Below are 13,075 nucleotides of genomic sequence, written 5' to 3'. Positions count from 1 at the left end.
CAGTCGCGTCATGAGTGCGGACTGCGTAGTGCGTTTACTGCTGTACGAAACCGATCTTCTTCATCTGGGCGTTCTTCGCGCTGGCCAGGATCTTGGCCATCACGTCGTACTCCGAATCCGGGCTCGCGTCGATCCGCAGTTCCGGCTGGTTCGTCGGGTCACGCTGGACCTCCTGTTCCATCCGCTGCTGCAGTTCGGTCACGGCGACCGGGCTGTTGTTCCAGAACACCTGGTTGCTCGCATCGACGCGCAACTCGACCGGCGGCGGCGGTTCAACCGTCACCGGTGGCGGGTTGAGCACACGCTGCGGCAGGTCCACCGCGATCGGGTAGGTCATGATCGGCGCGGTCACGATGAAGATGATCAGCAGAACCAGCATCACGTCCACGAGGGGCGTGACGTTGATATCGGCCATGGGGCCTTTGCCACCACCAGAACTGAATGCCATGGCTTACTGCCCCTTCTCTTTGGTCGCAACGAAGCCGACGTCCAGCATGCCCTGTTCCTGCGCGACCTTGGTCAGCTCATTGATGACACGCATCTTGGTGGTGCGGTCACCACGCAGGTTCAGCGGCGGCTGGGGGGTCTGCTGGGCGGCGGTGGCGAGGCGGGACTCAAGCGTCCCGCGATCGATTTCCTCGTCGTTCCAGTAAACCGAACCGTCTTCCTTGACCGCCAGCGTGATCGGACCCTTACGATCATTTGCATCGTCCGGGTTCTGGATCAGATTGGCTTCGGGCAGCTCGACCTTGACCTTGTGGGACATCAGAGGCGCCGTGATGATGAAGATGATCAGCAGCACCAGCATCACGTCCACGAGGGGCGTAACGTTGATGTCGGCCATGGGGCCGCCGCTGTTACCACTACTGAAAGCCATAACGGGCTCCGTCTAGATCGGTGTGAACTACCTTCGTGCCGGGTACAGCGCGTCCTTAGCGGACGCGCGAACCGGTAGCGAAGAAGTCATGCAGGTCGTGTGCGAACGTATCGAAACGGCTGATGGTCGCGCTGTTGATCTTGCTGAAGAAGTTGAAGGCGAACACGGCCGGGATAGCCACGAACAGGCCGATCGCGGTCATGATCAGCGCTTCACCCACCGGGCCGGCGACGGCATCGATGGAGGCCGAACCGGTTGCACCGATCTTGATCAGCGCGCCGTAGATGCCCCACACGGTACCGAGCAGACCGACGAACGGAGCGGTTGCACCGACGGTGGCCAGCAGGGTCATGCCCGACTGCAGGTTGTTGCTTTCGCGGGTCACGGCCTGACGCAGGGCGCGGTCGACGAATTCCGAACGGCTCAGGGTCTCACCCAGGCCACCGGTTGCGCCGCCTTCGGCACGCTGGTGATGGGCGGCAGCCTGTGCGGCGTCCAGGGCGATCTTCGAGAAGGGCTCCGAAGCCGGCTGCTCTTCCATGGCACGGATGGCGTCCTGCGCGTTCGGGGTATCCCAGAACAGGCTGGTGACCTTGTCAGCAGCAGCCTTCAGGCGGGCAGCACGGAAGATGTTGATGACAGTCCAGTACCAGGACATGGCCGACATGACGATCAAGGTGATCAGCACGACCCAGGAGACTGCGAAGTCGCCCGGCTGGCTGGTCATTTCATGGATGAGGTGCTCGAAGCCCATCTGCGACAGGGCGTTGGAGTTGCCCCCAGCAGCAGCGGCGATGAAAATTTCCTGCAGCATGACGCTTACCTTTGTTGTGTGTGGTGTTGAAGGGTGTAGCTGGACTAACGAACTGTCAGCAGAGGTGGCCCGGGGGCCACCCGGCGTATCAGCTCAGTGCAAAGTTGACCGGTACGCGGACGCGGCCCGCGGCTTTCTTGCCGCCCGATTCTGCTGCGTTGAAGCGCCACTTGCGTGCGGCCTCCATTGCAGCGCGATCCAGGTCGCGGTTACGGCTGGATTTCTCGACCGTGACATTGGTGACGTTGCCTTGGGCATCGACATCGATGATCAGGATCACTTCACCCTGGATGCCCGCACGGAATGCAGCCGGCGGATAACGCGGGGGATTCATGTTCTTGGACGAGATATCCACGCTGGCCTCGATGGAGGTCGGCGGTGCCGGCGGCGCAGGCGGCGACGGCGGGGTGACGATATCGGTCGGACGCGGATCCGGAATGTCGACCACCGGCGCCTGCGGCGGCGGGGGAACGGGCGACGGTTTCGGCGGCGACAGATTCTTCACTGGCGGCGGAGGGGTCTCATCCGGCGGCGGCGGCGGCGGCGGCGGCGGTGGCGGCGGCGGCGCGTCGACGATGGTCACCATCACATTGCGTTCTTTTTCCGCAGCAGCCTTTGGGGCCACGGCAGGAATCAGAAGCATCATGAAGGCAGCCAGATGCAGGGCGATTACAAACGCGATCCCGAAGATCCGGGGCCAGCTCAGCCCTTTCTCTGCAGTTTGTTCGTAGCGGTGAAAGACTAGTTGTTCCGTCATGCGCCAAGAGCTCAATTGTGGGGCCGGGTTACCGGGGAGCGGTAACCCTGATCAGCGGTGCATGACACCGCAGGAACCTCCAAGCTTATACCAATCCTGAGTGCCTGCGTACGCTTTGCGCAGGCATTCAGGCGTTATTCCTACTTACTTCAGGTTGATGATTTTATCCGCATCCGCGGCGTTCTTCAGGCCACCCTTGGCCTTGGCCTGACGTGCTGCTTCCTTGGCCTGGGGAATCTTCCCCTCACTGTGCAATACACGCGCCAGATTCAGGTACGTCTCGCCGGTGGGCGACAGCGGTGCGGCCTTCTGCCACGCCTCGATCGCCTTGTCGACCTGCTGCGGTTCGGAATAGTAGTAAGACTGGGCCAGGGCCAGGTAAGCCTGGTTGTCCGGCTTCAGGATGCCCTTCTCAAGTCCTTCGTTGATGACCGAGATTACTTCTTTTTCTTTGTTTTCGCTGTTGGCGTAGATCGAATACAGCTGCTTGTATTCGCGTTCGTCGGTCAGCTGGCCGGCAGCACGCAGCTTTTCCATGATCGCGGCGGCCTTGTCCATCTGCTCTGCCTGCATGTACATGCTGGACAGATTGATCTGCGCCTTCTTGTCGGTCGGGTTCTTCGCCGCGATCTGCTCGGCTTCCTTGACCGCGTCACCGGTCTGGCCGGCTTCGGACAGTGCAGCCATCAGCAGCTGGTTCCACTGGTCCTTCGGCTCGGGGGATGCGGCAATGGCTTCACGCAGCACCGGGATCGCATCGGCATAGCGCTCCAGCTGATACAGCGCCTGGCCCTTGGCCATCAGGTCTTCCGGCTTCTTCGAACCGCTCTCGGCGAAATACTTGTCGATCAGGGTCAAGCCCTGTGCCTGCACGGCCTTGTCGTCGTCCTGCAGCTGCAACTGGGCCAGCATCAGCATCGACTGGAAGTGACCGTTGTTATCCAGGCCATTGAGGTCCAGCACCTGCTGCAGGTACTTCTTCGCCGTGGCGACGTCATCGGTCTGGTAAGCGGCCTGCGACGCCAGCTGCAGGGCGAGCGATTTATCGTATTCGTTCGCCGCCGAATTGCCGATGATGGACTGCGCTTCGGTCAGCGTCTCCGGGTACTGCTGCTCGTTGTAGCTGTCGATCAGCTTCTGCAGCTGCTTCCCAAGCTTCGGCGAGGACTTCACGCCCGGTTCCTTGCGGGTCGCGTTCGGGTAGAGCGGCGCAGCCGTTTCGGCCTTGCTGCTGCCACGGCGCTCGCGCTGCTCGGAACGGTCGGCGGAGCGCGTCTGCGCGAAGGCATCGGTGACTACGGCGCCGCTCACGGCAGTCGCGATCAGCATGGTCAGCAGGGCTTGCTTGTGGTTACGGAGCATCATCTTTCACCTCGATCGGACCGCTTAGCGGCAGCAATGACGTACGTCAGAAAAATCTGAGCCGCCAAACGTATCAGAATTATGGGACGTGAGAAATCGTTTCCTGTGCTGCATCACAGCATTTTCATCGAAGCTCAGCTACAGCGCGGCTTGCGTCCGGCCGCCTGCGCCTGCTGATAGACGCCCTGTAATCCAGGCGCATCGCGCTGCAGTTCACGGATCCGATTGGCGGGGTCCGGATGGGTGGACAACCACTGGGGGCTACGTCCCGCGCTCGCCGACATCATGTTCTGCCACAGGTTGACGGCCTGCGCGGGATCGAACCCGGCCTCGGCCATCAGCTTCTGGCCGACCACATCGGCTTCGCTTTCCTGGGTACGCGAACCGGGCAGCAGGAACAGGGTCTGCGCGCCCATGCCGCCGAACTGATTGACCGCGCTCGCTGCGGTATCCCCATAGGCAGCGCCGGCCAGTGCGCCGACCACAGACAGACCCGTCTGCGCGCCCATCTGCCGGGTGATGCGCTCTTCATGGTGGCGCGCGATCACGTGGCCGATCTCATGACCGATGACTGCGGCAAGCTGGTCCTGATTCTTGGCCACGGTGAAGATGCCGGAGTTAACGCCCACCTTGCCGCCTGGCAGCGCGAAGGCATTGGGTTCGTTATCGGCGAAGACCGCCGTTTCCCACCGTACGCCACGGTACTGAGCAGGCAGCTGAGCCACCAGGGCCGTGACCACGCATTGCACATAGGCGGTCTGCTTGGGGTCTGTGCTGACCTTTTCCTTCTGCTTGGTTTCAGCAAAGGCCTGGGCACCCAGCTGATCGAGCTCGGCCTGGGATACACCGCCCACGACCTGACGGCGCCCGGTCGGCGAGGTGGTGGTGGCGCATGCGCTAAGCAGTGCGGTGATCGTAAATGCCAGCAGAAGTCGTTTCATGGATCCATTCCCCGTGTTCATGCACTGAGTGTCCACGCCGCAAGCTTAATTTTTCGTCAATCCCTGCACGGTAGGCGCGGCACAGGCTCGATGGCGTTGTCCGTCGTACTTCGCGAACGGTGATGGCATCCGCCGAGCGTGGCTCGGCGCTGCCGCTTCGTCGGCGCAGAAGGGGGGCTGCTGTTGTATCGCCGAGCCGCGCTCGGCGGATGCTTCAGTGGGTGCCGAACAGCATCAGCATGCTCAAGGCCACCGCATTGTTCAGCGCATGCGCGGCAATGGGCGCCCACAGGGTTCCTGTGCGCTGGTAAAGCCAGCAGAACGCGGCACCCATGCCACCGTAGATCAGCCACAACTGGGCGATTTCAGCGGGCCCGTTCGCACTGGTTCCCGGTATCTCGTGCACGAGCGCGAAGGCCAGACTGCTCAACACCATGCCCAGCACGGGCTTGCCGGCCTGCCACAGGCGGCCGAACAACACGCGGCGGAACAGCAGCTCTTCGTAGGCCGGTGCCAGCACGACAGCGAACAGCATCAGGAACACAGGGAACTGATCCACCGCGCGGGTCATCAGGTCCAGGTTTGTCGGAACCGGCTCGATACCGGCGCGCTTGGCCAGGAAGGCAATGCCGTTGCTGAAGATGATGACCAGCACCGCGACGAACAGGGTCCAGCCCCACGTGGACAGCTTGGCGGCCGCGTGCCGTGAGGTTTCACGTTCCACACGCGTGGCGGGGCGTCGCCAGAAGTACAGAATCAGGGCCGCACCGCCGGTCGCCACCAGCGCCATCAGGATCTGGGCCAACGGCCCCGGCTGACCGAGCAGGGCAGCCACTGCGTTGGGATCCGGCGCGTCAGCCTTCTGGGAAGCGGCCTCCATGCCCACCATGACCCCGCGGTACAGCCCCCACACAAGTCCTGCCATCAGGCTGATGCCAAACAGGATCAACCCGGCCAGACCCACATCGATCAGAAATCCGGCGAGCGGTGAGCCGGCCTTGCGCGGTGCGGCGGGTGGCGGTGCGGCCGCAGGCAGCGGCGGCGGTGGGACCTGGGCAGTGACGGACATCGGCAACCTGGCAGCTGAAGGGGGCTCCGCCCCGTGCGCGTTGCACGGGGCGATCTCTTCGGATTGTGTCAGATATCCAGGTTGTGCACTTTCAGCGCATTGTCCTCGATGAAGTCGCGGCGCGGCTCGACCACATCGCCCATCAAGGTGCTGAAGATCTGGTCAGCCGCCACAGCATCTTCGATGCGGACCTGCAGGAGACGACGCGTATCCGGGTTCACCGTGGTATCCCACAGCTGTTCCGGATTCATTTCACCCAGACCCTTGAATCGCTGGATCTGGCGACCACGCTTGGCTTCATCTAGCAACCAGGCCTGGGCCTGCGCAAACGAGGTCACTTCGATCGACTTGGCACCGCGAGAGATGACAGCGCCCTCGCGCACCAGACCGTGCAGCAGCGATGCCGCCTGGTAGATCGCGCGCAGCTCGCCACCGTCGAACGCGGCCAGCGGCAGCACCTGGATGTGCACTTCGCCCATGTGGCGGCGCGTCACCAACACGGCAGCGGGGCGCTGATCGTGGGGTTCCTGCAGTTCCAGGGTGAAACGCGCCGAACCGAGGCTGCCCTGGTTGAGGCGTGCTGCCAACGCATCCAGGCCGTCTTCGGGCGCTGCATTACGCAGGTGTTCCAGATCCATCGGAATGAAGTCGACAAGTGCGGCAAGCAGCTGACGGTCATAGCGGTGGGCGTTACGGGAGATCGAGTCCAGCGCGCCGGCGTAGCTGAGCAGCAGCTTTTCCAGCGCGACGCCTTCGATGCCGTGCTCGCCGCTGGCCGGCACCAGCGTGGCATTTTCCACCGCGCTGCTGGCCAGGTACGCATCCAGCGCCGGATCGTCCTTGAGGTAGAGCTCGGTCTTGCCCTGTTTGATCTTGTACAGCGGCGGCAGGCCGATGTAGACGTAACCGCGCTCGATCAGCTCCGGCATCTGCCGGTAGAAGAACGTCAACAGCAGCGTACGGATGTGCGCACCGTCGACGTCGGCGTCGGTCATGATGATGATCTTGTGGTAACGCAGCTTGTCCGGGTTGTATTCGTCCCGGCCGATGCCCGTGCCCAGCGCGGTGATCAGCGTGCCCACCTGGTCCGAGGCCAGCATGCGGTCGAAACGGGCACGCTCCACGTTGAGGATCTTGCCGCGCAGCGGCAGCACGGCCTGGTTCTTGCGGTTGCGTCCCTGCTTGGCGGAGCCACCTGCCGAGTCACCCTCGACGATGAACAATTCCGACAGTGCTGGATCCTTTTCCTGGCAATCGGCCAGCTTGCCGGGCAGGCCGGCAATATCCAGCGCGCCCTTGCGGCGGGTCAGATCGCGTGCCTTGCGTGCCGCTTCACGCGCACGGGCCGCGTCGACGATCTTGCCGGCGATGGCCTTGGCTTCGTTCGGATTTTCCTGCAGAAACGCTTCCAGACGCTGGCCGAATGCGTTCTCCACCGCCGGACGGACATCCGAGCTGACCAGCTTTTCCTTGGTCTGGCTGGAGAAGCTGGGATCCGGCACCTTGACCGACAGCACGGCAATCATGCCTTCGCGCATGTCATCGCCGGTCAGGTTGATCTTGGCCTGTTTGGCAATGCCATTCTGTTCGATGTAGTTGTTCAGCACGCGGGTCAGCGCGCCGCGGAAGCCGGCCAGGTGGGTGCCGCCATCTTTCTGCGGAATGTTGTTGGTGAAGCAGTACATCGTTTCCTGGTAGGAATCGGTCCACTGCAACGCCACTTCCACGGTGATACCGCTGTGCTCGCCCACGACCGAGATCACGTTCGGATGCAGCGGGGTCTTCAGCTGGGCAAGATGCTCCACGAAGCTGGCGATGCCGCCTTCGTAGTGGAAATCATCGCGACGACCTTCTCCGCGCTGGTCGATCAGCACGATCTTGACGCCGGAGTTGAGGAACGAGAGCTCGCGCAGACGACGGGCGAGGATGTCGTAGTGGAACTCGACGTTGTCGTGGAACGCTTTGGTCGAGGGCCAGAATCGGAGGGTGGTGCCGCGCTTTGTGCTGGCCTCAACCTGCTTCAGCGGCATCACGGCCGCACCGTCGGCGTATTCCTGGTGGTAATGGAAACCGCCCTGATAGATGTCCAGCGTCAGCTTCTGCGACAGCGCGTTGACCACACTGACGCCCACGCCGTGCAGGCCGCCGGAGACTTTGTAGCTGTTGTCGTCGAACTTGCCGCCTGCGTGCAGGACCGTCATCACGACCTCGGCTGCCGAGACCTCGCGATCCAGCTTCCTGCTCATCTGCTCGTGCTTGCCGGTCGGGATGCCACGGCCGTTATCCGTCACGCCAACAGACCCGTCTGCGTGGATCGTGACCGAAACGTGGTCGGCATGGCCCGCAAGCGCCTCATCGATGGAGTTGTCGACGACTTCGAACACCATGTGGTGCAGGCCGGTGCCATCGTGTACGTCACCGATGTACATGCCGGGACGCTTGCGGACGGCCTCCAGGCCCTCCAGCGCAGTGATGCTGTTGGCGTCGTAGGTGCCGCTGTTTGCAGGTGCAGGGGTGTTCTGTTCGTCGGTCATTGCGCTCGCCGTAGGCTCCGCAGGTCGGGCGCCAACGAATGGCGCGCCGAGAAAGAGGGGGTGATACAACCTGAATTATACCAGCCGGGCAGGTCTACCCCGTGGACCACTATGGCACACCGGTCACTTGGCCATGTTCCACGTGGAACCGCGCGATATCAGTGCGATCCAGCAGTGGTGATGGGGTTTCGGTGGCGGTAATGAATATCTGCGCCGGGCCATCCAGCAGTCGGTCCAGCACCCGGCCTTGATGGTTGCGATCCAGCTCTGATCCCAGGTCATCCAGTGCAATCACCGGCCAGTGCCCGCGTTGCACGGCGTAGTCTTCGGCTTGGGCCAACAGGCAGGTGAGGGCGGTCAGCTTGGCCTGTCCACGCGACAGTGCGTCGCGCCCCGGAATGCTGCCGAAGCCAACCGTCCAATCCGCACGGTGCGGTCCCACCGAGGTATAGCCCGCCTGCCGGTCTCGTTCGCGTGCAAGCAGCAACGCATCGGCGAGGGACACTTCGTGGCGGCGCCAGCCAGGGCTGAGCGTCATTGACTGCACGTCCAGTTGTGGCGCCAGTTCGGCGGCCAGTTCCACGGATCGGGACTGCAGGCGCTCCAGGTAATGAAGACGCCGACTGGTCAGCGGTTCTCCCGCCTCCGAGAGCTCATGATCCCACGTATCCAGCATCCGCGGCGCTCCCCCTTGCTTCAGCAGGGCATTGCGCTGCTTCAGGGCCCGGGAATATCGCCGCCACAGGGAAAGAAAGTCTGGTTCCACGTGGAACAGACCCCAATCCAGGAATCGACGCCTGGGCTCGCCGCCCCCGCTCACCAGTGCGTGGCTGCCGGGCTCAAAGGTCACCACGGCCAACGCTGCGCACAGGTTTCCCAGCTGCGCGACATCTTCTCCGTCCAGCCGGCCTTTCCAGTCCTGTCCAGAATGACGAAGACCCGCGCGACGCCGGATTTCCCTGCCTTCGGCGTTGGATTCGTCCCATTCCACGAAAACGTCCAACGATTCCTGGCCTTGACGGATCAAACCGTCCCGCACGCGGCCGCGGAAGCTGCGCCCGTAGGCCATCAGGTGCAGCGCTTCGAGCACGCTGGTCTTTCCGGCGCCGTTGTCGCCCGTCAGCAGGTTGATACCCGGCTGGGGCAACAGGTCTGCCGACTCGAATCGACGTACGTGCTGTAGGGAAAGGCGGCGGATCTGCATGAAGGGAGGTTGCCGGAATCGACGGCGCGGGAGGGTGAGCGATCTACCAGCTTACTGCATCGGTCAAGGGCATCGACTGGCCGCGGAGATCGGGCAGTGATGCAGCTCAACGGCTCGAATCCGCTGCGTTCTGTGGCCTCGCTGGTCGCGCCAACCATCAGATTTCAAGGAATCTGCGCCCTTCGCGGGTCGCGGTTCCACGTGAAAGACGTCGAATCCTTGAATTCTGCTGGGTCCCAACCCGCGTGCCCCATCAGATTTCAAGAAATTGACGGCGTGGCCGGATACGTCTTGAAACCCTTGGGATTACTTATGCACAACCTCTGCGCAAGCTGTGGATAAAAAAGCGGTTTTACCAAGCCCCGAAATCTATCCACAGGTATTCCCCCAGCCCAACCCCCACTTGGAGGGGGGGTTCAAGGCTAATAAACCTATGTAAATCATGCAGATAGGCTAGTTATACATGAAATCTGGCCCTACCATCACCACCATGCTTTAGATTTATACCCAGATTTAAAAGCTTGGCAGCCCCTCCGATCAGGTCCCGCCGGGATGTGGATAATCGAAAACAGGGGGGTGCGACGCACGTGGCAAACCACCGACATCTGGCCTGCCGCACCAGCACATCTTACGAACGACGGGCCAACGAACACTGCATCGAATACCCCATGGGTACATCGGGCGACTCAGTGGCGCGATGCTCCGCCTGCTACGAATGATCCACGTGGAACAAAAAAAAACGCCCGAACATGTCGGGCGCTTCTTGTTCCACGTGGAACCGGATGTCAGAGACGCAGCGGCATCACCACGTGGCGAGACTTCTCGCTGCTGGCTTCGCGGACCAGTGCGGAGGAGTTCGAATCACGCAGCTGCACGATGATGAACTCGTCGCGCAGCGCTGACAGGGCATCCAGCACATAATTCACGTTGAACCCGATCGCCAAATCGGAGACCGTGGTCTCGGCTTCGATTTCTTCCTGGGCTTCTTCCTGCTCCGGGTTGTGCGCGCTGATCTTCAAATTGCCCGGCGAGACTTCCACGCGGATGCCGCGGTACTTCTCGTTGGACAGGATCGCCGCACGCTGCAGAGAGGCGCGCAGTGCTTCGCGGTCCACTTTGACCTCACGGTCGGCGCCAATCGGAATCACGGCCTCGTAATCCGGGAACCGGCCGTCGATCAGCTTCGAAGTGAAGGTGACATCGTCGCGCTTGACGCGGACATGGCTGCGGCCCACCTCCAGCTCGATCTCGCGATCACCGCTTTCCAGCAGACGCTGCAGCTCGGTGACGCCCTTGCGCGGCACGATGATCTGGCGCTTGGAACCGCTGGGCTTGGCCAGGTCGGTCTCGCACAGGGCCAGACGGTGTCCGTCAGTGGCCACCGTGCGAAGCGTATCGCCACGCAGGTCAAACAGCAGACCGTTGAGGTAATACCGCACGTCCTGCTGGGCCATTGCAAACGCAGTGCGCTCGATCAGCTCCTTCAGCGTGGCTTCGCCGATCACTACACGCTCGGTGGCCTCGACCTCGTCGACCGACGGGAAATCATTGGCGGGCAGGGTAGCGAGCGTGAACCGGCTGCGGCCGGCCTGCACGGTGATCTTGTCGCCGGTCTGCGAGACCGTGATCCGGCTGCCGTCAGGCAGGGCGCGGATGATCTCGAACAACTTGCGGGCCGGAATGGTTGTCTCGCCGTCCTGAGCCTCTTCAACCGCGATCCGCGACACCATTTCAACTTCCAGATCCGTACCGGTCAGCGAAAGCTGCCCGTCTTTGACCTGGACGAGGAAATTTGCCAGAACCGGCAGGGTCTGGCGGCGTTCGACCACGTTGACGACCTGTGCCAACGGCTTGAGAAAGGCTTCGCGCTGCAGTGTGAAACGCATGTGGTTCCGTGCCCCTATGCTTTAAAAGATGTGGAATAAATCAAAAGCTTGGTGGTGATGGTAGAGCCAGAATTCAGGGAAAACACATCTAAGTATTTGTTTCCAAACAATATTTCATGCTCGAAACCCTCTGGAATACCGCCCCTCAAGGGGTGGGGAAAGCTGTGGATAAAATCCGAGGCGTCTACAGCAGGCTTTTTATCCACAACATGCCCCACGCTTGCCCCCGGATTCTGCACCGTTTTGTGCGATGACGCCTCAATGGCGTCCGTGCATTATTCGCTCAGCTTGCGGATCAGCTTGTCCCAGTCTTCCCGCAGCTTGCCGTCGGTTTCCATCAACGTCCGGATCTGACGGCAGCCATGCAGCACCGTGGTGTGGTCACGTCCGGCGAAAGCGTCTCCGATCTCGGGCAAGCTGTGCTCGGTCAGTTCCTTGGTCAGCGCCATCGCCACCTGGCGTGGCCGGGCCAGTGAACGGGTCCGCCGCTTGGACAGCAGATCCTTGATCTGCAGCCCGTAGTAATCGGCGACGGTTTTCTGGATGTTGGGAATGCTGATGGCCTGCTGCTGGGCCCGAAGCAGGTCGCGCAGGGTTTCCTGGGCGAAGTCGGTGGTGATCGCACGGCCAGTGAAATTGGCCCGGGCGGTCAGGGTATTCAGCGCGCCCTCGAGGTCGCGCACATTGGAGCGCATCTTCTTGGCAATCAGGAACGCAACATCGTCGGGGATTTCAGTACCGCGCTCGCGTGCCTTGGCCAGCACGATCGCCGCGCGCGTTTCGAAGTCCGGCGGCTCGATGGCGACCGACAGGCCCCAGGCAAGCCGCGACTTCAGGCGCGCTTCCAGGCCCTCGACTTCGCGCGGATACCGATCGCAGGTCAGGATGATCTGCTGCTTGCCGTCGAAGAGCGCGTTGAACGTATGGAAGAATTCTTCCTGCGTCCGGTCTTTGCCGGCAAAGAACTGGATGTCATCGATCAACAGCGCGTCCACCTGCTGGAACTGGCGCTTGAACTGATCCATGGTTTTTTCCTGCAGGGCCCGGATCATCGCGCTGAAGAACTGTTCCGAGCGCAGGTAGAGCACCTTTGCATGCGGATTGGCTTCGCGCATCGCATTGCCGGCGGCAAACATCAGGTGGGTCTTGCCCAGACCGGTGCCGCCGTACAGCAGGAGCGGATTGTGCGCACGGTCACCCGGCTTCTGCGCGGCCTGGAAGGCGGCGGCCAGACCCAGCTGGTTGCTCCGGCCTTCGACGAAATTGGCGAAGGTGTAGTGCGAATCCATGTTGCCGGCGAACGGCACCACCGGCTCACTGGCCAGCGGTGGCGCAGCGGGCGAGGCACCGCCGGTGAACAGCCCCGGATTCGGCGCGATCTGCGTCTCCATGGGCCGCGGACGCGAGCCGATTTCAAGAAAAACGTCGCCAAACCCTGCGAAATGGGTCAGCAGCTCGCGGATGCGTGGCAGGTACAGGGCGCGTACCTGGTCCACGATGAAGGCATTCGGAGCGAAGAGGATCAAGGCGTCAGCGCGCAGATCGGCCTGCAGCGGCTTCAGCCAGGTGTGAACATCCTCGGGCGGGAATTCCGCCTCAAGGCGTTCGAGACAACGGGACCAGGCATCCAT

Annotated in this window: 11 protein-coding genes; all 11 read right to left on the bottom strand. The window is 62.1% G+C overall.

What is annotated here, in order from left to right; genetic code table 11:
- Positions 1 to 34: 34 nt before the first annotated feature.
- Entirely contained in the window at positions 35 to 448 is a 414-nt protein-coding gene (locus ICJ04_RS00055; protein WP_188325552.1) for a biopolymer transporter ExbD, read from the bottom strand.
- 3 nt (positions 449 to 451) lie between these two features.
- On the bottom strand, positions 452 to 877 hold the full coding sequence (locus ICJ04_RS00050; RefSeq protein WP_188325551.1) for a biopolymer transporter ExbD: 426 nt from the start codon (positions 875 to 877) through the stop codon (positions 452 to 454).
- A 55-nt stretch (positions 878 to 932) separates the two neighbouring features.
- Entirely contained in the window at positions 933 to 1,691 is a 759-nt protein-coding gene (exbB, locus tag ICJ04_RS00045; RefSeq protein WP_188325550.1) for a TonB-system energizer ExbB, read from the bottom strand.
- An 88-nt stretch (positions 1,692 to 1,779) separates the two neighbouring features.
- Positions 1,780 to 2,337 (bottom strand): energy transducer TonB, encoded by a 558-nt coding sequence (locus ICJ04_RS00040; protein WP_188325549.1) that lies wholly within the window; start codon positions 2,335 to 2,337, stop codon positions 1,780 to 1,782.
- Between the two features lie 255 nt (positions 2,338 to 2,592).
- The gene (locus ICJ04_RS00035) at positions 2,593 to 3,813 is read right to left on the bottom strand and encodes a tetratricopeptide repeat protein (protein ID WP_188325548.1); all 1,221 of its coding nucleotides are present in this window, start codon (positions 3,811 to 3,813) and stop codon (positions 2,593 to 2,595) included.
- Between the two features lie 131 nt (positions 3,814 to 3,944).
- Positions 3,945 to 4,751: a M48 family metallopeptidase gene (locus ICJ04_RS00030; RefSeq protein WP_188325547.1), complete on the bottom strand. Its 807-nt coding sequence runs from the start codon at positions 4,749 to 4,751 to the stop codon at positions 3,945 to 3,947.
- A gap of 214 nt (positions 4,752 to 4,965) precedes the next feature.
- Complete coding sequence (locus ICJ04_RS00025) at positions 4,966 to 5,820, bottom strand: type II CAAX endopeptidase family protein (RefSeq protein WP_188325546.1); 855 nt, start codon at positions 5,818 to 5,820, stop codon at positions 4,966 to 4,968.
- A 68-nt stretch (positions 5,821 to 5,888) separates the two neighbouring features.
- Positions 5,889 to 8,354 carry a DNA topoisomerase (ATP-hydrolyzing) subunit B gene (gene gyrB / locus ICJ04_RS00020; RefSeq protein WP_188325545.1) on the bottom strand — a complete coding sequence of 822 codons (2,466 nt, stop codon included), beginning with the start codon at positions 8,352 to 8,354 and terminating at the stop codon, positions 5,889 to 5,891.
- Positions 8,355 to 8,463: 109 nt separating this feature from the next.
- Positions 8,464 to 9,558 carry a DNA replication/repair protein RecF gene (gene recF / locus ICJ04_RS00015; RefSeq protein ID WP_188325544.1) on the bottom strand — a complete coding sequence of 365 codons (1,095 nt, stop codon included), beginning with the start codon at positions 9,556 to 9,558 and terminating at the stop codon, positions 8,464 to 8,466.
- A gap of 785 nt (positions 9,559 to 10,343) precedes the next feature.
- A complete protein-coding gene (dnaN, locus tag ICJ04_RS00010) occupies positions 10,344 to 11,444 on the bottom strand; it encodes a DNA polymerase III subunit beta (protein WP_188325543.1) in 1,101 nt (366 codons plus the stop codon).
- 275 nt (positions 11,445 to 11,719) lie between these two features.
- Positions 11,720 to 13,075 carry a chromosomal replication initiator protein DnaA gene (gene dnaA / locus ICJ04_RS00005; protein WP_188325542.1) on the bottom strand — a complete coding sequence of 452 codons (1,356 nt, stop codon included), beginning with the start codon at positions 13,073 to 13,075 and terminating at the stop codon, positions 11,720 to 11,722.

The organism is Stenotrophomonas sp. 169 (assembly GCF_014621775.1).
GTDB lineage: Bacteria > Pseudomonadota > Gammaproteobacteria > Xanthomonadales > Xanthomonadaceae > Stenotrophomonas.
This window is presented reverse-complemented; position numbering and strand designations above follow the sequence as displayed.